The sequence below is a fragment of the Pseudooceanicola nanhaiensis genome (assembly GCF_020171315.1).
Classification (GTDB): domain Bacteria; phylum Pseudomonadota; class Alphaproteobacteria; order Rhodobacterales; family Rhodobacteraceae; genus Pseudooceanicola; species Pseudooceanicola nanhaiensis_A.
The window spans coordinates 1-20,526 of record NZ_JAIUZP010000022.1 but is presented as its reverse complement, the minus strand read 5'-3'; the positions used below and the strand labels follow the sequence as shown (position 1 = coordinate 20,526).

The 20,526-nt window shown below is 64.0% G+C and carries 17 protein-coding genes and 1 tRNA gene; 1 reads left to right on the top strand and 17 read right to left on the bottom strand.

The features are described 5' to 3' along the window. From LCM32_RS21850 to rplJ, 10 genes are all read right to left on the bottom strand, one after another. Window positions 1-125 (bottom strand): GTP-binding protein (locus LCM32_RS21850; RefSeq protein ID WP_263618282.1); only part of this gene is annotated, 125 nt, incomplete at its 3' end. Window positions 126-208: 83 nt separating this feature from the next. After that, window positions 209-2,332, bottom strand: a complete 2,124-nt coding sequence (gene fusA / locus LCM32_RS21845; RefSeq protein WP_224823205.1) for an elongation factor G — start codon at window positions 2,330-2,332, stop codon at window positions 209-211. A 21-nt stretch (window positions 2,333-2,353) separates the two neighbouring features. Then, complete coding sequence (gene rpsG / locus LCM32_RS21840; RefSeq protein WP_224823204.1) at window positions 2,354-2,824, bottom strand: 30S ribosomal protein S7; 471 nt, start codon at window positions 2,822-2,824, stop codon at window positions 2,354-2,356. 12 nt (window positions 2,825-2,836) lie between these two features. Next, window positions 2,837-3,208, bottom strand: coding sequence for a 30S ribosomal protein S12 (rpsL, locus tag LCM32_RS21835; RefSeq protein WP_222492150.1), 372 nt, complete (start codon window positions 3,206-3,208; stop codon window positions 2,837-2,839). Between the two features lie 356 nt (window positions 3,209-3,564). Further along, window positions 3,565-4,395, bottom strand: a complete 831-nt coding sequence (locus LCM32_RS21830; protein WP_224823203.1) for a glycosyltransferase — start codon at window positions 4,393-4,395, stop codon at window positions 3,565-3,567. After that, window positions 4,392-5,315, bottom strand: a complete 924-nt coding sequence (locus tag LCM32_RS21825) for a DMT family transporter (RefSeq protein ID WP_224823202.1) — start codon at window positions 5,313-5,315, stop codon at window positions 4,392-4,394. The genes LCM32_RS21830 and LCM32_RS21825 overlap by 4 nt, the downstream gene beginning before the upstream one ends. Before the next feature lie 288 nt (window positions 5,316-5,603). After that, window positions 5,604-9,830 carry a DNA-directed RNA polymerase subunit beta' gene (gene rpoC / locus LCM32_RS21820; RefSeq protein WP_224823201.1) on the bottom strand — a complete coding sequence of 1,409 codons (4,227 nt, stop codon included), beginning with the start codon at window positions 9,828-9,830 and terminating at the stop codon, window positions 5,604-5,606. 74 nt (window positions 9,831-9,904) lie between these two features. Further along, entirely contained in the window at window positions 9,905-14,041 is a 4,137-nt protein-coding gene (gene rpoB, locus LCM32_RS21815) for a DNA-directed RNA polymerase subunit beta (protein ID WP_224823200.1), read from the bottom strand. Between the two features lie 306 nt (window positions 14,042-14,347). Continuing rightward, window positions 14,348-14,728 carry a 50S ribosomal protein L7/L12 gene (gene rplL / locus LCM32_RS21810; protein ID WP_224823199.1) on the bottom strand — a complete coding sequence of 127 codons (381 nt, stop codon included), beginning with the start codon at window positions 14,726-14,728 and terminating at the stop codon, window positions 14,348-14,350. Between the two features lie 71 nt (window positions 14,729-14,799). Further along, window positions 14,800-15,312 carry a 50S ribosomal protein L10 gene (gene rplJ / locus LCM32_RS21805; protein WP_224823198.1) on the bottom strand — a complete coding sequence of 171 codons (513 nt, stop codon included), beginning with the start codon at window positions 15,310-15,312 and terminating at the stop codon, window positions 14,800-14,802. Between the two features lie 440 nt (window positions 15,313-15,752). Here rplJ and LCM32_RS21800 point away from each other — a divergent pair, with 440 nt between their 5' ends. Further along, window positions 15,753-16,505 (top strand): YkgJ family cysteine cluster protein, encoded by a 753-nt coding sequence (locus LCM32_RS21800; protein ID WP_224823197.1) that lies wholly within the window; start codon window positions 15,753-15,755, stop codon window positions 16,503-16,505. A 148-nt stretch (window positions 16,506-16,653) separates the two neighbouring features. Here the strand turns inward: LCM32_RS21800 and rplA are convergent, their stop codons facing one another. The 7 genes from rplA to LCM32_RS21765 all read right to left on the bottom strand — a co-directional run. Continuing rightward, window positions 16,654-17,352 (bottom strand): 50S ribosomal protein L1, encoded by a 699-nt coding sequence (rplA, locus tag LCM32_RS21795; RefSeq protein WP_224823196.1) that lies wholly within the window; start codon window positions 17,350-17,352, stop codon window positions 16,654-16,656. Further along, a complete protein-coding gene (gene rplK, locus LCM32_RS21790; RefSeq protein WP_222492133.1) occupies window positions 17,352-17,777 on the bottom strand; it encodes a 50S ribosomal protein L11 in 426 nt (141 codons plus the stop codon). The genes rplA and rplK overlap by 1 nt, the downstream gene beginning before the upstream one ends. 150 nt (window positions 17,778-17,927) lie before the next feature. Further along, window positions 17,928-18,461, bottom strand: a complete 534-nt coding sequence (gene nusG / locus LCM32_RS21785; protein WP_224823195.1) for a transcription termination/antitermination protein NusG — start codon at window positions 18,459-18,461, stop codon at window positions 17,928-17,930. A gap of 239 nt (window positions 18,462-18,700) precedes the next feature. Then, the gene (gene secE, locus LCM32_RS21780) at window positions 18,701-18,892 is read right to left on the bottom strand and encodes a preprotein translocase subunit SecE (RefSeq protein ID WP_224823194.1); all 192 of its coding nucleotides are present in this window, start codon (window positions 18,890-18,892) and stop codon (window positions 18,701-18,703) included. 168 nt (window positions 18,893-19,060) lie between these two features. Beyond that, window positions 19,061-19,136: transfer RNA gene (locus tag LCM32_RS21775), tRNA-Trp, on the bottom strand. Between the two features lie 99 nt (window positions 19,137-19,235). Beyond that, window positions 19,236-20,207, bottom strand: coding sequence for a zinc transporter ZntB (locus LCM32_RS21770; RefSeq protein WP_224823193.1), 972 nt, complete (start codon window positions 20,205-20,207; stop codon window positions 19,236-19,238). A gap of 202 nt (window positions 20,208-20,409) precedes the next feature. Continuing rightward, window positions 20,410-20,526: hypothetical protein (locus LCM32_RS21765; RefSeq protein ID WP_224823206.1), on the bottom strand; the 117-nt coding region annotated here is incomplete at its 5' end.

Genomic DNA, 20,526 nt, shown 5'->3' with positions numbered 1-20,526 from the left:
TAGGCTTTGAATTCGCCGAAGTACTTGGTGATCGCAGCGGTCAGCGTGGTCTTGCCGTGGTCGACGTGACCGATGGTGCCGATGTTGCAGTGCGGCTTGCCGCGTTCAAACTTTGCCTTGCCCATTGGGGCCTCCTATCTGTCTGGCGGTGCGTCCTTGGACGCACCCTACGGGGTAGTAGGGTGCGGGGCTGACCCCGCACCGCTGCTTATGCGTACTTCGACTGGATCTCTTCCGAGATGTTCTGCGGAACCGGGTCGTAGTGGTCGAACTGCATCGTGAACTGCGCGCGGCCCGAGGACATGGAGCGCAGGTTGTTGATGTAGCCGAACATGTTGGCCAGCGGCACGAAGGCGTTGACCGCCACGGCGTTGCCGCGGTTCTCCTGGCCCGAGACCTGGCCACGACGGGAGGTCAGGTCGCCGATGATCGAACCGGTGTATTCTTCCGGGGTGATCACTTCGACCTTCATCATCGGCTCGAGCAGTTTCGCGCCAGCTTTGCGCATGCCTTCACGCATGCACATACGGGCTGCGATCTCGAACGCGAGGACCGACGAGTCGACGTCGTGGAACTTACCGTCCAGCAGCGCGACCTTGAAGTCGATGACCGGGAAGCCTGCCAGCGGACCGGAGTCCATGACCGACTTGATCCCTTTTTCGACGCCGGGGATGTATTCCTTCGGAACCGCACCACCAACGATCTTCGACTCGAACGAGTAGCCTTCGCCGGCTTCGGTCGGGCTGATGACCAGCTTGACCTCTGCGAACTGACCCGAACCACCCGACTGTTTCTTGTGGGTGTAGCTGTGCTCGACCTCGTGACCGATGGTCTCGCGGTAGGCCACCTGCGGGGCGCCGATGTTGGCTTCGACTTTGAACTCGCGCTTCAGACGGTCGACAAGGATGTCGAGGTGAAGTTCGCCCATGCCCTTCATGATGGTCTGACCGGACTCGAGGTCGGTCTCCACGCGGAAGGAGGGGTCTTCGGCCGCCAGACGCTGCAGACCCTGAGACATTTTCTCTTGGTCGTTCTTGGTCTTCGGTTCGATGGCGATCTCGATCACGGGATCGGGGAAGGTCATCGTTTCGAGCACGACAGGGGCGCTCTGAGCGCAGAGCGTGTCACCGGTGGTGGTCTCTTTCAGACCGGCCAGCGCGATAATGTCGCCTGCGAATGCCTCTTCGATCTCCTCGCGGTTGATCGCGTGCATCATCATCATACGACCGATGCGCTCTTTCTTGCCCTTGGTCGAGTTCAGGATCGAGTCGCCCTTCTTCATCACACCGGAGTAGATGCGGGTGAAGGTGAGCGAGCCCACGAACGGGTCGTTCATGATCTTGAACGCGAGGCCGGAAAGCGGCTCTTCGTCGGATGCGTGACGGGCGATGTTACGCTCTTCCGTCTCGTCGTCCGGGCTGAAGCCCATGTACGGCGGAACGTCGAGCGGACCCGGCAGGAAGTCGATGACGGCGTTCAGCAGCGGCTGCACACCTTTGTTCTTGAACGCGGAGCCGCCCAGAACCGGAACGAAGGAGAGCGACAGGGTGCCCTTGCGGATCAGTTTCCGCAGGGTTGCCACGTCGGGCTCTTCGCCTTCCAGGTAGGCTTCCATGGCGTCGTCGTCCATCTCGACGGCTGCTTCGATCATGTGGGCGCGCCATTCGTCGGCCAGATCTTTCAGCTCGTCGCGGATCGGTTGACGGACCCAGCCTGCGCCGAGGTCGTCACCCTTCCAGACCCACTCTTCCATGGTGATCAGGTCGATGGTGCCTTCCAGCTGATCCTCTGCACCGATGGGCATGCCAACGGGAACGGGGGTCGCACCGGTACGGTCCTTGATCATCTTCACGCAGTTGAAGAAGTCTGCGCCGATCTTGTCCATCTTGTTGACGAACACGATACGCGGAACCTTGTAGCGGTCAGCCTGACGCCACACGGTTTCGGTCTGGGGTTCAACACCGGCGTTACCGTCGAGAAGGCAGACCGCACCGTCGAGCACGGCCAGCGAACGTTCGACTTCGATGGTGAAGTCAACGTGGCCGGGGGTGTCGATGATGTTGAAGCGGAACTTCGTGTCCGACGTGCCTTCGGCGGTCGGATCTTCCTGCCACTGCCAGAAGGTCGTGGTCGCAGCGGACGTGATCGTGATCCCCCGCTCCTGCTCCTGCTCCATCCAGTCCATGGTCGCGGCGCCGTCGTGGACTTCGCCGATCTTGTGGGACTTGCCGGTGTAGTAGAGGATACGCTCGGTCGTGGTCGTCTTGCCGGCATCGATGTGGGCCATGATGCCGAAGTTACGATACCGGGTGAGCGGATATTCGCGTGCCATGAGGGGCCTGCCTTCCTGAGGTTACCAGCGGTAGTGGCTGAACGCTTTGTTGGCGTCGGCCATCTTGTGGGTGTCTTCGCGCTTCTTCACGGCGGAACCGCGCGAGTTCACGGCATCCAGCAGTTCGCCTGCCAGGCGCTCTTCCATCGTGTTCTCGTTGCGCGAACGCGACGCGTTGATCAGCCAGCGGATCGCCAGGGCTTCACGACGCTCGGGGCGCACTTCGACGGGCACTTGGTAGGTGGCACCACCCACACGGCGCGAGCGGACCTCGACCGAGGGTTTGATGTTGTCGAGCGCTTCGTGGAAGATTTCCACCGGCGCACGCTTCACCTTGCTCTCCACCCGGTCGAGTGCCGAGTAGACGATTTTCTCGGCGGCCGATTTCTTGCCGTCGATCATCAGGTTGTTCATGAATTTGGTCAGAACCCGGTCACCATACTTGGCGTCGGGCAGGACTTCGCGCTTCTCTGCGGCGTGACGACGAGACATCGGCTGTACCTCTTATTTCGGACGCTTCGCGCCGTATTTCGAGCGGCGCTGCTTACGGTCTTTGACGCCCTGGGTATCCAGAACACCACGCAGGATGTGGTAACGGACACCCGGAAGGTCTTTCACACGGCCGCCACGGATCAGGACAACGGAGTGCTCCTGAAGGTTGTGGCTTTCACCGGGAATGTAGGAAATGACTTCGTAGCCGTTGGTCAGACGGACCTTGGCAACTTTCCGCATTGCCGAGTTCGGCTTCTTCGGAGTCGTGGTGTAAACGCGCGTGCAAACGCCACGCTTCTGCGGGCAGTTTTCCAGGTGCTGCGACTTGGAGCGTTTCACTTTCGGCTGCCGCGGCTTGCGGATCAGCTGCTGGATCGTGGGCATTGGGTTTCTTTCCCCGTCTCTAACACATGTGTTGCACGGTGGTGCGGCCCGTGCGGGTTCCTAAAATGGCCTGGTGCGCGTCCGCGCCTGACCGTGACTCGCGCACAAGCGCAACGAAAAAACCGCACTCGCCCCCCGGTATGTAAGGGGTACGACGCGGTGGGTTTTCCAGAGGATCGGGGCACCAGCCCGGATCTTGACCACTTCGATTCTGAAAGGCGGATGGACTACCCCCCACCTGATTGCCGCGCGTATAGGGGGAGTCGGAGACCTTGTCAACATATGCAGGGGCAAACGCCCCTTGTTGACAAGAACTGCCGCCGCGTCCCGGGGACCTGCGTCCGGTCCCGGCCGCCTCACCCCGCGCGGAGGCTCTCCCATGCCGCAGAAAGCGCCCCGGCGTCAATGGCAAAGCGGGTGGCCAGCAGGCTGGCGACCTGCGGATCGGTGATTGCCTGCCCTCCCTCCCCCGGCCGCGCGACGGAGCTGTCGTTGCCGCCGTGGGCGCCGCGCAGGAACATCACCGGGGACGGCAGGGTCAGCGTCGGGATGCGGGACCAGACCCGGCGGTGATTGAAGTCCTGCAGGCTGCGCGTGCTGGAGGGCCGCGAGAAGATGGCAAGCGCCGGGGCCCACTGCTGGCGGTTCACCGCCTCGGCCTCCAGCCCCCCTGCCCCCGCCCGCAGCACGAGGCCCGCGTTATAGTCGAGGGCGGCGCGGTTCTCTTCCCGCCAGATGTCCTTCATGGCCGCGAAGTGGCGCTTGGCCGAGGCGATGAAGTCAACCGCCACCGCGTCATCATCATCCAGCGTGAACTCCCCCACCGCGCGGGCCTCTGGATCGCGCAGCGCCGTCAGCACGGACTTGCAGACCGCACGGTGCTTCTGACCCTCCGGCAGGAAGTGCGCCCGGACCTGCGGGATGTCGGCGACGAGCGCCTCCAGCCGGGCGCGGAAGGGCTGGGGCATCCCCTCCCCTGCCAGCAGGGCAATGGTGAAATCCGGGTCATCCTGCGCGCGGATCGCAGGCAGGGTCACATGTTCGAAGAACCACAGCCGGAGCGACAGGCGCTCGGGCGCATAGAGGTGGGCCGCGTTGGTGACGGCATCCGCCCCCGTCCGCTCGAACCCGTCCAGCGCCGTCGGATAGGAGAAGCGGCAGAGCCCCAGCATCTGCACCTGTGTCATTTCAGCCCCCGACCCGATCCCAGTGTCCGCGCTGCCGCCTCGGTCGTCACGGCCCGGCGTGCGATGCGCTGTTCCCGCCATATCATGAAGAGGCCCGATCCGATAACGATCGCGCCGCCCAGCAGGGTGATCGGGCCCGGCCAGTCGCCGAAGACCAGCCAGCCCAGAAGCAGCGCCCAGAGGAGCGAGACATAGCGGAACGGCGAGACGAAAGAGACCTCTCCCACGCGCATCGCCATGACCGAGGCCACATAGGCCACGAGGATCACCGCCGCCGCCGAGCCGACCGTGATCCACTGGCCACCGCTGGGGGCCACCCAGCCGCCGACCGCGCCGCCATAGATCAGGGCCGAGACGAAGACCGTGGCCGAGGTGACGGTGGTGATCAGGAGCGAGGGCACATCGCCCTTCACCTGCCGGGTGAAGAGCTCCCGCAGGGTGACCACGGCCACCGCCATCAGGCTGTAGAAGGAGTAGAGCGAGAAGCCCTCCGGCCCCGGGCGCAGGATCAGCAGCACGCCGATGAAGCCCACCCCGATCGCCGAGGCGCGCCGCCAGCCGACCGGCTCCTTGAGGAAGATCGCCGCCGCCAGCGTCACGGCCAGCGGGAGGGACTGCACGACGGCGGTGACATTCGCCAGCGGCAGATGGAAAAGCGCGTTCAGGAAGAAATAGGCCGAGGCCGCCTCGGCAAGGCCACGGGCGAGGATCAGGCCCCGGTCCCGGCGCGGCAGCTTGAGGCGGAAGTGGCCAAGGTGAACCGAAACCGCCAGCAGCACCAGCGTGGTCAGCCCGTTGCGCATCACCAGCACCTGATGCGGCGGCAACGCCCCGGCCAGCGTCTTGGTCAGCGTGTCGTTGAGGGTGAAACACATCATCGACGCCATCATGATCAGCGCGCCGCGAATATTGTCGGACATGAAATGGCTCCTCTGCCCGGCTGGAATGCCATGACAGGGGGCCGGACGGAAGAGGCCAAATCGGAGGGGATGGGGTCTGCCCGGGTGGCGCCCCCTGCCCTGCCATGCACGGCCGCCTCAGAAGCTGCTCTGCAGGGGCGCTGCGACCGGACACTGGACAGCGAGGGAGCCGAGGCTGTGGCGCTGCCCGCCAGCGTTTCGCTCCATGCGCCCCCTCAAGCGCGCCCTAAAAGAAAAGGGGCAGGAAAACCTGCCCCTTCTCATCATTCATGTCTCACCGTCAGGCGATCAATCGCGGCTTTCCGGCACGTCGACCATGCTGCTGTCGGCCTCGTCCATGACCGGAGCGGCGAGGGCCGCAGCGGCCTCCGCCTCTTCGCGGCGGGCTTCCAGCACCACGTTGTCGCGGTCGGAGGCGATACGGCGCACGCGCTGCGTGGCCCCACCGGTCCCGGCCGGGATCAGACGACCCACGATCACGTTCTCCTTCAGGCCGACGAGCTTGTCGCGCTTGCCCTGAACCGAGGCTTCGGTCAGCACGCGGGTCGTCTCCTGGAAGGAGGCCGCCGAGATGAAGGACCGGGTCTGCAGCGAGGCCTTGGTGATCCCGAGCAGGATCGGCTCGCCCGTTGCCGGACGACGGCCCTCGCGCTCGGCCTTGGCATTCGCCTGGTCGAACTCGATCTTGTCGACGTGTTCGCCCTTCAGCAGCGTGGTCTGGCCGCTGTCGGAGATCTCCCACTTCTGCAGCATCTGGCGAACGATCACCTCGATGTGCTTGTCGTTGATCTTCACGCCCTGCAGTCGATAGACGTCCTGCACCTCGTTGATCATGTAGTCCGCCAGAGCCTCCACACCCATGATGGAGAGGATGTCGTGCGGCGCCGGGTTGCCGTCCATGATGTAGTCACCCTTCTGGACGAAGTCGCCTTCGACCACCGGGATGTGCTTGCCCTTGGGCACCATGTACTCGACGGGTTCCATCGACTCGTCCGCGGGCTCGATCGTGATGCGACGCTTGTTCTTGTAGTCGCGACCGAAGCGCACGTAGCCGTCGATCTCGGCGATGATGGCGTGGTCCTTGGGACGACGGGCTTCGAAGAGTTCGGCCACACGCGGCAGACCACCGGTAATGTCCTTCGTCTTCGCACCTTCACGCGGGATACGCGCGACAACGTCACCGGCCTTGATCGTGGCCCCCTCTTCGACCGAGAGAATGGCATCGACCGACATCGGGTAGGAGACCGGGTTCCCGGCCTCGTTCCGCAGCGGCTCGCCTTCCTCGTCGACGATGAGGATTTCCGGCTTCAGCTCGTTGCCCTTCGGCGCAGCACGCCAGTCGGACACGATCTTCTGGGTCATGCCGGTGGCATCGTCGGTCTCGTCCCGCACGGAGATACCCGTGATGAGGTCGACGAACTTTGCCAGACCGGCCTTCTCCGCGATGATCGGCAGGGTGTAGGGGTCCCACTCGAACAGCTTGGTGCCGCGGGTGACGGTATCGCCATCCTTGACGAAGAGCTTGGTACCGTAGCCCAGCTTGTGGCTGGCGCGTTCGTCCCCGTCCTCGCCCACGATCCGGAGCTTCATGTTCCGGCCCATGATGAGCATCTCGCCGTTGGCGTTCTCCAGCAGCTGCGCGTTCTCGAAGACGACCGTGCCTTCCTGGCTGGCTTCGAGGAACGACTGCTGACCACCCTGGGCAACGCCGCCGATGTGGAAGGTCCGCATCGTCAGCTGGGTGCCGGGTTCACCGATCGACTGTGCCGCGATGATGCCCACGGCTTCGCCTTGGTTCACCATCGTACCGCGTGCAAGGTCGCGGCCGTAGCACATGGCGCAGACGCCGTCGTCGGCTTCACAGGTCAGCGGCGAGCGCACGCGGCACGACTGGACGTTGGCGTCCTGGACCGTGTCGGCCATGCGTTCGTCGATCAGCTGGCCAGTGGCCACGAGAACCTCGTCGGTGCCGGGGCGCAGGATGTCCTCCGCCGCGACACGGCCCAGCAGGCGCTCGCCGATCGGGGCCACGACTTCGCCGTCGTTGACAGCCGCTTCGACCGTCACCGCGCGGTCGGTGCCGCAGTCCTTTTCACGCACGATGCAGTCCTGCGCCACGTCCACCAGACGACGGGTCAGGTACCCCGAGTTTGCCGTCTTCAGTGCCGTATCCGACAGACCCTTACGGGCGCCGTGGGTCGAGTTGAAGTACTCGAGAACCGTCAGGCCTTCCTTGAAGTTCGAGATGATCGGGGTCTCGATGATGTCGCCGTTCGGCTTCGCCATCAGGCCGCGCATCCCGCCCAGCTGTTTCATCTGCGTGACCGAGCCCCGTGCACCGGAGTGGGCCATCATGAAGACCGAGTTCGTCTCGCCCTCTGCCCCGTTCTCGTCGCGCGGAACGGCCGAGATGGTGGACATCATGGCTTCGGTGACCTTGTCGTTACACTTCGACCAGGCATCGACAACCTTGTTGTACTTTTCGCCCTGAGTGATCAGGCCGTCCATGTACTGCTGTTCGAAGTCCTTCACCTGCTCGCGGGTCTCTTCCACGATCTCCCACTTGTTGTCGGGGATGACCATGTCGTCCTTACCGAAGGAGATGCCGGCCTTGAACGCTTCGCGGAAGCCCATACGCATGATCTGGTCACAGAAGATGACCGACTCCTTCTGACCGCAGTAGCGGTAGACGGTGTCGATGACCCGCTGCACGTCTTTCTTACGCAGCAGCGTGTTGACCAGTTCGAAGGGCGCCTTGGCGTTCATCGGCAGCAGGGCGCCGAGACGGACGCGACCGGGGGTGGTCTCGAACCGCTTGGTAACCTCGTTGCCTTCCTCGTCGATCTGCAGGATGCGCGCGGTGATCTTGGCGTGCAGGTGCACGGCGCCGGTGTCGAGGGCGTATTGCACCTCGTCGATGGAGCCGAAGGCCATGCCTTCGCCCTTCATGCCTTCGCGCATGATGGTCGTGTAGTAGAGGCCAAGGATCATGTCCTGCGAGGGAACGATGATCGGCGCGCCGTTTGCGGGCGACAGAACGTTGTTCGTCGACATCATCAGGACGCGGGCTTCGAGCTGCGCCTCGAGCGACAGCGGAACGTGCACGGCCATCTGGTCACCGTCGAAGTCGGCGTTGAACGCCGAGCAGACGAGCGGGTGCAGCTGGATGGCCTTGCCTTCGATCAGCTGGGGTTCGAACGCCTGGATACCCAGACGGTGCAGCGTGGGCGCGCGGTTCAGCAGAACCGGGTGCTCGCGGATGACCTCGTCGAGGATGTCCCAGACTTCGGGACGCTCTTTTTCGACCAGCTTCTTCGCCTGCTTCACGGTGCTGGACAGGCCCTTGGCCTCCAGACGCGAGTAGATGAAGGGCTTGAAGAGTTCGAGCGCCATCTTCTTCGGCAGGCCGCACTGGTGCAGCTTGAGCTCCGGACCGGTCACGATCACGGAACGGCCCGAGAAGTCGACCCGCTTACCCAGAAGGTTCTGACGGAAGCGACCGTGCTTACCCTTCAGCATGTCGGACAGCGACTTCAGCGGGCGCTTGTTGGCGCCGGTGATGACGCGGCCGCGACGGCCGTTGTCGAAGAGCGCGTCGACCGATTCCTGCAGCATCCGCTTTTCGTTGCGGACGATGATGTCGGGCGCACGCAGTTCGATCAGCCGCTTCAGACGGTTGTTCCGGTTGATCACGCGGCGGTAGAGGTCGTTCAGGTCGGAGGTCGCGAAGCGGCCGCCATCCAGCGGAACCAGCGGACGCAGTTCCGGCGGGATCACGGGGATCACGGTCATGACCATCCACTCGGGGCGGTTACCCGACTCGAGGAAGGATTCAACGACTTTCAGACGCTTGATGATCTTCTTGGGCTTCAGTTCGCCGGTGGCTTCGGCGAGGTCCGCGCGCAGCTGTTCGGCCTCGGCTTCGAGGTCGATGGCCGCCAGCATCTCACGGATGGCCTCGGCGCCGATGTTCGCCGTGAAGGCGTCCATGCCGAAGGCGTCCTGCGCGTCCATGTACTCTTCTTCGGTCATCATCTGGCCGTAGGTCAGGTCGGTCAGACCGGGCTCGATGACAACGTAGTTTTCGAAGTACAGCACGCGTTCCAGATCGCGCAGCGTCATGTCCAGCATCAGGCCGATGCGGGACGGCAGCGATTTCAGGAACCAGATGTGGGCGACGGGCGCGGCCAGCTCGATGTGGCCCATACGCTCGCGGCGCACCTTCTGGAGCGTCACTTCGACACCGCATTTCTCGCAGACGACGCCGCGATACTTCATGCGCTTGTATTTGCCGCAGAGGCACTCGTAGTCCTTGATCGGCCCGAAGATACGGGCGCAGAACAGGCCGTCGCGCTCGGGCTTGTAGGTCCGGTAGTTGATGGTTTCCGGCTTCTTGATCTCGCCGTAGGACCACGAGAGGATCCGTTCCGGCGACGCCAGCGAGACCTTGATCTCGTCAAACACCTTCGGCGGGGTCAGCGGGTTGAACGGGTTGTTCGTCAGTTCCTGGTTCATGTCGTCTTCCTAAATGACTTGGCTTGGAGCGAGGGCGGGGCGGCGGCGGGCCGCCCCCGAGGGGGCTGGCGCCCTTACTCGTCCTCGTCCGCGTCCAGGAGTTCCATGTTCAGGCCGAGGCCGCGGACTTCCTTCACGAGCACGTTGAAGGATTCGGGCACGCCGGCCTCGAAGTTGTCCTCGCCCTTGACGATGCTTTCGTAGACCTTGGTCCGGCCGGCCACGTCGTCCGACTTCACGGTCAGCATTTCCTGCAGGGTGTAGGCGGCACCGTAAGCTTCCAGAGCCCAGACCTCCATTTCCCCGAAACGCTGGCCACCGAACTGCGCCTTACCACCCAGCGGCTGCTGCGTGACGAGGGAGTACGGGCCGGTCGAACGCGCGTGGATCTTGTCGTCCACGAGGTGGTGCAGCTTGAGCATGTACTTCACGCCCACCGTCACCTTGCGGCTGAACTGTTCACCGGTACGGCCGTCGAACAGCACGGACTGGCCGGACTCGTCGAAGCCCGCGTTGCGCAGACGTTCGTTGATGTCGGGCTCTTTCGCGCCGTCGAAGACCGGGGTGGCGATCGGCACACCGCGGGTCACGTTGCTGGCCGCCTCGATGAGGTGATCCTCGTCCATGCCTTCGATGCCTTCTTCGTAGACATCGTCGCCATAGGCGATGCGCATCGCTTCCTTGACCGGGGTCAGGTCGCCGGTGCGGCGGTATTCACCCAGAGCATCGTCCACCTTGATGCCGAGGCCACGGCAGGCCCAGCCGGTGTGCGTCTCGAGGATCTGACCGACGTTCATACGCGACGGCACACCCAGCGGGTTGAGGCAGAAGTCGACCGGGGTACCATCCGCGAGGAACGGCATGTCCTCCATCGGCACCACGCGCGACACAACACCCTTGTTCCCGTGACGGCCGGCCATCTTGTCGCCCGGCTGAAGCTTGCGCTTCACGGCCACGAAGACCTTGACCATCTTCATCACGCCCGGCGGCAGGTCGTCGCCACGGCGGACCTTCTCGACCTTGTCCTCGAAGCGGGCATCGAGAGCGCGCTTCTGCACTTCGTACTGCTCGTTCAGGGCTTCGATGATCTGCGCTTCCTGGTCTTCGCCCAGGGCCAGCTGCCACCACTGACCGCGGGTCAGAGTGCCCAGCAGTTCCTCGGTGATCTCGGAGTTCGGCTTGACCCCTTTCGGGCCCTTCACCGCCACCTTGCCCAGCAGCATCGACTTCAGACGCGCGTAGATGTTGCGGTCGAGGATCGCCAGCTCGTCGTCCCGGTCACGGGCCAGACGTTCGACTTCCTCGCGCTCGATCTGCAGCGCACGCTCGTCTTTCTCCACACCGTGACGGTTGAAGACACGCACTTCCACGACGGTACCGTAGTCGCCCGGCTTCACACGCAGCGAGGTGTCGCGCACGTCCGAGGCCTTCTCACCGAAGATGGCGCGGAGGAGCTTCTCTTCCGGCGTCATCGGGCTTTCGCCCTTCGGAGTGATCTTGCCGACGAGAATGTCGCCCGGCTCCACGTCCGCACCGATATACACGATACCGGCTTCGTCGAGGTTGCGCAGGGCTTCCTCGCCGACGTTGGGAATGTCGCGGGTGATCTCTTCCGGCCCGAGCTTGGTGTCACGGGCGGCGACTTCGAATTCCTCGATGTGGATCGAGGTATAGACGTCATCCCGCGCGATCCGCTCGGAGATCAGGATCGAGTCCTCGTAGTTGTAGCCGTTCCAGGGCATGAACGCGACGATGATGTTCTTGCCGAGAGCCAGTTCGCCCATATCCGTGGACGGACCGTCGGCGATCACTTCGCCCTTCTCGACCGTGTCACCCACCTTCACCAGCGGACGCTGGTTGATGCAGGTGTTCTGGTTCGAGCGCTGGAACTTGCGCATCCGGTAGATGTCCACGCCGGCATCGCCGATTTCGACGTCCTTGGTGGCCCGGATCACGATCCGCTGCGCATCGACCTGGTCGATGATGCCTGCCCGCTTGGCCATGATGGCCGCGCCGGAGTCACGTGCGACGACTTCCTCGATCCCGGTGCCGACCAGCGGCGCCTCGGCCCGCAGCAGCGGAACCGCCTGACGTTGCATGTTCGAGCCCATGAGAGCGCGGTTCGCGTCGTCGTTTTCGAGGTACGGAATGAGCGAGGCGGCGACCGACACCAACTGCTTGGGCGACACGTCGATCAGGTCGACGCTTTCGCGCGGGGCAAGGGTGTATTCGCCGGACTGGCGGGTGTTGACCAGCTCGTTCACGAAGTCGCCGTTCTCGTCGAGGTTGGCGTTCGCCTGTGCCACGGTGTGGCGCATTTCCTCGGTCGCGGACATGTACTTCACTTCGTCCGTCACATGGCCGTTCTCGACCGTGCGGTAGGGCGTTTCGATGAAGCCGTACTTGTTCACGCGGGCGAAGGTCGCCAGCGAGTTGATCAGACCGATGTTCGGGCCTTCCGGCGTCTCAATCGGGCACATCCGGCCATAGTGGGTCGGGTGAACGTCGCGGACTTCGAAGCCGGCACGCTCACGGGTCAGACCGCCCGGGCCAAGCGCCGAGAGACGACGCTTGTGCGTCACTTCGGACAGCGGGTTGGTCTGGTCCATGAACTGCGACAGCTGCGAGGAGCCGAAGAATTCACGCACGGCAGCCGCGGCGGGCTTCGCGTTGATCAGGTCCTGCGGCATGACGGTGTCGATCTCGACCGACGACATGCGTTCCTTGATCGCGCGCTCCATGCGGAGCAGGCCGACACGGTACTGGTTTTCCATCAGTTCGCCGACGGAGCGGACCCGACGGTTGCCGAGGTGGTCGATATCGTCGATCTCGCCACGGCCGTCACGCAGGTCCACCAGCGCCTTGATGCAGGACACGATGTCCTCGCGGCGCAGGGTGCGCATGGTGTCGGGCGCGTCGAGTGCGAGGCGCATGTTCATCTTCACGCGGCCCACGGCCGAGAGGTCGTAGCGCTCGCTGTCGAAGAACAGGGTGTCGAACAGGGCCGAGGCGGCCTCGACGGTCGGCGGCTCACCCGGACGCATGACGCGATAGATGTCCATGAGCGCGCTGTCGCGGTTCATGTTCTTGTCCATCGCCATGGTGTTACGGATGTAGGCACCGACGTTGATGTTGTCGATGTCCAGAACGGGGATCTCGGTGATGCCCGCGTCCAGCAGCTCTTGCAGCGAGCCGCCGGTGACGTCGCCGTCCTTGTCGTACTCGAGGGTCAGCTCATCGCCGGCCTCGACGTAGATGGCGCCGGTTTCCTCGTTGATGATGTCCTTGGCAACGAACTTGCCGAGGATGTGCTCGTAGGGCACCAGCAGGTTCTTGACGTTGCCTTCGTCGATCAGCTTCTTCACCGCGCGCGGCGTGACCTTCTTGGTGGCCTCGGCGATGATCTCGCCCGAGTCCGCGTCGACAAGGTCATAGGTCGGGCGCGTGCCGCGCACCCGCTCGGGGAAGAACTTCGTCACCCAGCCCTGGCCGCGGCGCAGGTTGAAGGTCACGGTGTTGTAGTAGGCGTCCATGATCGCCTCCTGATCCAGCCCGAGGGCATAGAGCAGGGTCGTCACCGGCAGCTTCCGGCGACGGTCGATACGGGCGAACACGATGTCCTTGGCGTCGAATTCGAAGTCGAGCCACGAGCCGCGGTAGGGAATGATGCGGCAGGCGAAGAGCAGCTTGCCCGAGGAGTGGGTCTTGCCCTTGTCGTGGTCGAAGAACACGCCCGGCGAACGGTGCATCTGGGACACGATGACCCGCTCGGTGCCGTTGACGATGAAGGTCCCGTTGGGCGTCATCAGGGGCATGTCGCCCATGAACACGTCCTGTTCCTTCACGCCCTTGACCGACTTGGCGCCGGTATCTTCGTCGATATCAAACACGATGAGCCGCAGGGTGACCTTCAGCGGGGCGCTGTAGGTCATGTCGCGCTGCATGCACTCTTCGACGTCGTATTTCGGCTTTTCCAGCTCGTACTTGACGAATTCGAGAACGGCGGTTTCGTTGAAATCCTTGATCGGGAAGACCGACTGGAAGACGCCTTTGATGCCTTCGCCATCGGAGGGCTCGGGCTGGTCGCCGGATTTCAGGAAGAGTTCGTAGGAGCTTTTCTGAACCTCGATGAGGTTCGGCATTTCCAGGACTTCGCGGATCTTGCCGTAGTATTTGCGAAGACGTTTCTGACCGAGGTAGGTCTGAGCCATGACAGATGTCACCTTTCGTTTCTCAACGAGAGTGATGCCGTCGGGCCCCGGCATCGCCCCCTTTCGAGACAGGCATTGGGGTTCTGGGTCAATTCCCGGCCGCCGTCCCAAAGGCAGCCTCCCGACCCGTTGAACCTCGCCTTAGAAAAGCCCCGACGCGCAGGGCCTCTCTGAGACAGGTTCGGCTGGACACGGGACGGGCCCGTATCCAGCCTGAAATACATCGTCACCGGTGTGGAGACAGGGCCTCCTGCCCGGTGCGGTCTCCGGCGGACGGGCACGGGGCCCACCCACCGGAACGCCAGATCACTTGATTTCGATCTCGGCGCCAGCTGCTTCCAGCTTGGACTTGATGTCTTCTGCTTCGTCTTTCGACACGCCTTCTTTGACAGCCTTGCCGCCGGCTTCCACCAGCTCTTTGGCTTCTTTGAGGCCCAGGCCGGTGATGCCGCGGACTTCTTTGATGACGTTGATTTTCGAAGCGCCGGCCGACTTCAGGATGACGTCGAACTCGGTTTTTTCTTCTTCAGCTGCGCCGCCGGCATCGCCTGCGGGACCAGCCATCATGACGGCGCCACCGGCTGCGGGCTCGATGCCGTACTCGTCTTTCAGGATGGTTTTCAGTTCTTGGGCTTCGAGCAGGGTCAGGTTGACGATTTGCTCAGCAAGGGCTTTAAGATCGGCCATTTGTCAGGTTCCGTTTCTCTAGATGTGTTCCAACGTGTGGGCTTGCAACCCACGACGGTCTCGAAGGGTGCTTACGCCGCCTTGTCCTCGATGGTGGACAGGATGGAGGCGATATTCGAAGCAGGTGCGCCAATCGCGCCGGCGATGTTCGAAGCGGGTGCGCCGATGCAGCCGACGATGGAAGCGATGAGCTCCTCGCGCGACGGCATTTTCGACACGGCTTCAACACCGGCCCGGTCAAGAGCGGTCTCACCCATTGCACCGCCAAGGATCTCAAACTTCTTGTTTTCCTTGGCGAAGTCCTCGGCCACCTTGGCTGCTGCCACGGGGTCCTCGGAATAGGTCAGAACGGTCATGCCCGTCAGGAGCGGGGCCATGCTTTCGCAGGGCTTTCCCTCCAGGGCGATCTTGGCGAGCCTGTTCTTGGCGACGCGCACTGCACCACCGGCCTCATTGGCCTTGGCACGCAGCGACTGCATCTCAGCAACCGTGAGGCCGGTGTAGTGGGCAACCACCACAACGCCAGAGCTTTCGAAGATTTGGCCGAGCTCCTCGACCACTTTCTCTTTCTGGGCTCTATCCACAGTTTCACTCCAGTTTGGGAGGGTCAGACCCTCCGGCTCAATTCAGCCGGGATGCAAGATCCCGGCCATGCGGGTCCTTGTTACGGGTCCGTCCAATCTCGCCCCGGGTGCCGGTGGAGGCATCCGAAGAAATCGGTTCTTTCCCGTCTCAGGCAGGATTTATGGATTGCTCCACCCGCCGTCTCGGACGAAACGCAAAGAGCGCACGACGAATCGCGCGCTGAGTGCGTAGTTCCGTTTAGAAGCTGTAACCGGCGGGTGCAAGTCCAAAGACCACGCAACACCCCATGCAGGCCATTGCCTGCCGGGAACCGGTCTTGGGAACCATGGCATGTTTTGGCCTTTCTTGCAATGAAATCGCATCATTGCGGGTGGCTGGACCCTGCCGTGCCCTGCTTTATGCTGCCGCCGTCAGCCCCAGCCCGCTCGAGAGGGACCACATGAGCAGCAAGCCCCGCGCCCCCAAGCGCCCCTCGGACCTCAAGCCGCGGCTCGCGAAGGCCCGCGCCCGGGGCATGTCCGGCCCGCTGGAGGAGCGCGCCCGGCGGATGCTTGCGGCCTATCTCGACATGGCCGAGCAGCACGGGCTGTCCCTGCGTGAAACCGTGTCGGAGATGGCCGGCGGCCAGGCCGCCTGGCGGCTTGGCAGCGCCACGCGGGACGCGATGCTGGCGAACCCGCCCGAGGCCGTGCGCAATGCCGCCTGTACCGCGGGCTGCGCCTTCTGCTGCATCCTGACCGAGGGCGACGGCGGGTTGATCACCGAGGCGGAGGCCACCCGCCTGCACGCGGCCCTGTCCCCGCTGGCGGGGCAACCCGACGGACGCGACTGGCACAGGGCCGCCTGCCCCGCGCTCGATCCCGACACACGCGCCTGCCGGGCCTACGAGGCGCGGCCGATGATCTGCCGGTCCTTCCTCTCCACCGATGCCGAGGCCTGCCGGGTGAATGCCGAGGGCGGCACGGCGGAAGGCTCGGGCCTGCTGGGCAGCCACCTCGACTACCTCGCGACCCTCGCGGTGGTGCGCGACGCGCTGAAGGGCATCGCCCAGGTGCCGAGCTACGCGATGGCAAGGATCGCCGCCGGCGCCGTGGAGGGCGAGACGCTGGAGGAGAGCCTGAAGGCCGCCCGCCACGCGCCGAAGGTTCTGGAAGAGACCTGCCGCGACGCCGCCCGCGCCGCCGGGGCTTGAGACCCGAAGCCCCCTTCCCTCGCCCGCATAGTCTCCGGCAAGGGAAGCCCCCTCCCCCGCGAGACCACGGAACACCCCCGCCCTGCGCGACAACGAAAAAGGGCGGCCCCGAGGGACCGCCCTTTCTAACTTTACCCGTGAAGCGGGATCAGTTGCCGGTTGCGCTTTCGACGCTGACCGACACGCCCGGGCCCATCGAGGAGCTGAGCGCGATCTTCTTCATGTAGGTGCCCTTGGCGCCTGCCGGTTTGGCTTTCGAGACGGCATCCACGAAGGCGCGGATGTTCTCGATCAGCTTGGCTTCGTCGAAGGAGGCCTTGCCCACACCTGCGTGCACGACACCTGCCTTCTCGGCCTTGAACTGAACCTGACCGCCCTTGGCGTCGGTCACGGCCTGAGCGACGTCCATGGTCACGGTGCCGACCTTGGGGTTCGGCATCAGGTTGCGCGGGCCGAGGATTTTGCCGAGACGACCGACGACGGGCATCATGTCCGGGGTGGCGATGCAGCGATCGAAGTCGATCTTGCCGCCCTGGATGGCTTCCATCAGGTCTTCTGCGCCGACGATGTCCGCGCCAGCAGCCGTGGCTTCATCAGCCTTGGCGCCACGTGCGAACACAGCCACGCGGACGGTCTTGCCGGTGCCGTTCGGCAGGCCGACGACACCGCGGACCATCTGGTCTGCGTGACGGGGGTCGACGCCGAGGTTCATGGCGATCTCGACGGTTTCGTCGAACTTCGCGGTCGCGTTGGCCTTGATCAGCGCAACGGCTTCCTCGACGGTGATGTCTTCCTTGCCGGCGAAGGCTTCGCGAGCGGCGCGGGTACGTTTACCGAGCTTTGCCATTACTTCACCTCGATGCCCATGGAGCGGGCAGAGCCCAGGATGATCTGCATCGCCGCTTCAACGGAGTTGGCGTTCAGATCTTTCATCTTGGCTTCCGCGATCTCTTTCACCTGTGCAACGGTGACCGAGCCTGCGGTTTCACGGCCGGGCTTGTTGGCGCCGGACTTCAGCTTGGCAGCCTTCTTCAGGTAATAAGACGCGGGGGGCGTCTTGATTTCCATGGTGAAGGACTTGTCCTGGTAGTAGGAAATCACGGTCGGGCACGGCGCGCCGGGCTCCATGTCCTGCGTCTTGGCGTTGAACGCCTTGCAGAATTCCATGATGTTGATGCCGCGCTGACCCAGTGCGGGGCCGACGGGCGGGCTGGGGTTGGCTTGACCAGCCTTAACTTGCAGCTTGAGGCTGCCGATCAGTTTCTTGGCCATGTGGCCTCTCCTTTTTCATCGCTCAGACAGGATGCCCTGCCCTTGCCGGCCATGGGAAACGCGTCTCCCCGGGCCTTACCGCGTGGTCGGGTCTGGCAACCGCGGTTGCCGCGCCTCCCACGAATGAACGGGCCCAAAGGCCCGCAGCGATCAGGCCTGCTTGGAGACCTGACCGAATTCCAGTTCGACCGGGGTTTCCCGGCCAAAGATCGAGACGGTGACCTTGAGGCGCTGGTTGTCCTCGTCGACCTCCTCGACCATGCCGTCGAAGTCTTCGAACGGCCCGTCGTTGACCTTCACCTTCTCGCCCACTTCGAAGTGGATGAGGGTGCGCGGCGCTTCTTCGCCTTCCTGCACCCGGTTCAGGATCGCGTTCACCTCGGCGTCGCGCATCGGCATCGGGCGGCCCTGCGGACCAAGGAAGCCGGTGACGCGGTTGATGGAGCTGATCAGGTGATAGCCCCGATCCGACATTTCCATCCGCACCAGCACGTAGCCCGGCATGAAGCGGCGTTCGGTGTTCACCTTCTTGCCGCGCCGGATTTCGATCACTTCCTCGGTCGGGACCAGGACCTCTTCGATTTCGCTCTCGAGACCGTTCTCAACGACCGCAGTCCTGATTTGCTCGGCAATCTTCTTCTCGAAGTTCGAGAGAACGCTAACCGAGTACCACCGTTTTGCCATGTCGCCTTCGTTCCCCGTCCCATCCGGCCACAGCCGGACATTCAAAACCTTTCAGGCAGTTACCTGCCGCTCCCCGCAATAAAAATCGGCGCGCAACTCGAATCGCCGCACGCCACCTCGCGAGAGTAGGAGGTCCCTACAAGTATGCGCCGGTAATTTCAAGGGCACATCCCGGGATGGCCCCAATGGCGCGTCGCGGCCCCGCGCCACCCAGCGGGCGGCGCCGGACCGCAGCCGGATCAGCTGAAGAGGCTCAGCAGCCCGGTCAGACCCATGCGGATCAGGAAATCGACCAGCCAGAAGAAGACGGCGGCCACGAAGGCCATCACGAAGACCATCACCGTGGTCAGCAGCACCTCACGGCGCGTGGGCCAGGAGACCTTTGCGATCTCGCCACGGGTCTGCTGGATGAACTGGATCGGGTTGGCCATGCGCGTTGCGTCCGTTCTGCTGTTGTCTGCCTGCCGCGGCCCCTGCCGCGGATCGCCGTCACATACGCCGCGCGGCGCATGTTTTCAAGTCATCCCTGAAGCCGTCCCCCTCGGACAAACGATCGCAGCCCGCCGGAGCGGTGCTGAAAATCGAATTGTCCGGAGGACTGGCAGGGGCAGCAGGACTCGAACCCGCGACCCTCGGTTTTGGAGACCGATGCTCTACCAACTGAGCTATACCCCTAGGCCGTGCCGTGGGATAGGGCACTGCGAAAGCAAGATCAAGAGCGGATCTGCACGGTGTCGGAGAATTCCCGCAGGACCCGGCAGTTGCCGTCGCGTCCTAGAGCCAGCGGGCCCGCCGCAGCACCATCAGCTGAGCCAGAACCACCGTCGACAGCCCCCCGCAGACCAGCCAGAAGGCGATCGGGCTGGAGGCCCCGGGCATGCCGCCCACGTTGATCCCAAGCAGCCCCGTGAGGAACCCCAGCGGCAGGAAGATCGCCGAGATGATCGAGAGGAAATACATGTGCCGGTTCAGCCGATCCGAGATCTGGCCCGACAGTTCCTCGCGCAGGACGGCGAGGGAATCACGCATCTCCGCGAGGTTCTCCACCTGACGGGTCAGGCTCTGCCGGGTCTCGGCGAGGCCCAGCCTGTCGGTCTCGGCCAGGAAGGGCGGGGCCGCCTCCTCCACCGCGCGCAGGGCCTGCACCTGCGGCGAGCAGTGGCGATAGAACTCGATCACCTGCAGGCGCATCGCGACGATCCGTTTGCGCAGGGACTGGTCGGGATCGCCGATCACCTGCGTCTCCAGCCCGTCGGTCTCGGTGTCCAGTTCCATCACCAGCGGCTCCAGCCGGGCATTGAGCCGCTCGGCCAGCATGTCGAGGAACGCCCCCGCCGTCTCGGGCCCCTGCCCCGTGTCGAGCGCGTTGCAGATGTCCTCCAGCGCGCGGACCCGCTGGCGTGAGAGGGTCACGATGCGGTTCTCATCGACCCACATGCGCACGGCCACCATGTCCTCGGGATCGCGGCCCTCGTTCATGTTCACGCCCCGCAGCACCACCAGCATCCCGTCCCCGATCCGCGTCGCGCGGGAGCGGGTGGCCGTCACGGTGAGCGATTCATGCACCGCCGGATCGAGGTAAGGGAGGTTGTGCGCGATCCAATCGGGCGCCTCCGGGTCCGTGGCATCAAGGTGCACCCACCCCAGCTGATCCGCGCGCAACACCTCCACGAGATGCCCATGCTCCAGCCGCTGCCCGGCCTCCGGTCCGTTGAGGGCGTAGGCGTATTTGATGCAGGCGGTCATGGGGATCTCCTTGGTCGGGGCCGGCGGGGCATGATGTCCCGCGTCTCTTTGCGGATACGCGACACGGGGCCCGCAGTTCAACCGTGGCGCGCCGGCGGGGTTCCTCCGCGCGTCTCCACCCGCGGCAGAGCGGACGGAAAACGCAAAAGGGCCGCCCCGAGGGGCGGCCCTTCCGGTCCGGCGGTATGATCCGCCGATCCGATCACTTGATGATTTTCGAGACGACGCCCGAGCCGACGGTGCGGCCGCCTTCACGGATGGCGAAGCGGAGCTTCTCTTCCATCGCGATCGGGGCGATCAGTTCGACTTCGAACTTCAG

Excerpts from the sequence above, each read along its gene's own strand:
- fusA (WP_224823205.1), bottom strand. The coding sequence starts at position 2,332 with ATGGCACGCGAATATCCGCTCACCCGGTATCGTAACTTCGGCATCATG.
- rpsG (WP_224823204.1), bottom strand. The coding sequence starts at position 2,824 with ATGTCTCGTCGTCACGCCGCAGAGAAGCGCGAAGTCCTGCCCGACGCC.
- nusG (WP_224823195.1), bottom strand. The coding sequence starts at position 18,461 with ATGGCAAAACGGTGGTACTCGGTTAGCGTTCTCTCGAACTTCGAGAAG.
- LCM32_RS21830 (WP_224823203.1), bottom strand. The coding sequence starts at position 4,395 with ATGACACAGGTGCAGATGCTGGGGCTCTGCCGCTTCTCCTATCCGACG.
- rplK (WP_222492133.1), bottom strand. The coding sequence starts at position 17,777 with ATGGCCAAGAAACTGATCGGCAGCCTCAAGCTGCAAGTTAAGGCTGGT.
- rplA (WP_224823196.1), bottom strand. The coding sequence starts at position 17,352 with ATGGCAAAGCTCGGTAAACGTACCCGCGCCGCTCGCGAAGCCTTCGCC.
- LCM32_RS21825 (WP_224823202.1), bottom strand. The coding sequence starts at position 5,315 with ATGTCCGACAATATTCGCGGCGCGCTGATCATGATGGCGTCGATGATG.
- LCM32_RS21770 (WP_224823193.1), bottom strand. The coding sequence starts at position 20,207 with ATGACCGCCTGCATCAAATACGCCTACGCCCTCAACGGACCGGAGGCC.
- rpsL (WP_222492150.1), bottom strand. The coding sequence starts at position 3,208 with ATGCCCACGATCCAGCAGCTGATCCGCAAGCCGCGGCAGCCGAAAGTG.
- rpoC (WP_224823201.1), bottom strand. The coding sequence starts at position 9,830 with ATGAACCAGGAACTGACGAACAACCCGTTCAACCCGCTGACCCCGCCG.
- LCM32_RS21800 (WP_224823197.1), top strand. The coding sequence starts at position 15,753 with ATGAGCAGCAAGCCCCGCGCCCCCAAGCGCCCCTCGGACCTCAAGCCG.
- rpoB (WP_224823200.1), bottom strand. The coding sequence starts at position 14,041 with ATGGCTCAGACCTACCTCGGTCAGAAACGTCTTCGCAAATACTACGGC.
- secE (WP_224823194.1), bottom strand. The coding sequence starts at position 18,892 with ATGGCCAACCCGATCCAGTTCATCCAGCAGACCCGTGGCGAGATCGCA.
- rplL (WP_224823199.1), bottom strand. The coding sequence starts at position 14,728 with ATGGCCGATCTTAAAGCCCTTGCTGAGCAAATCGTCAACCTGACCCTG.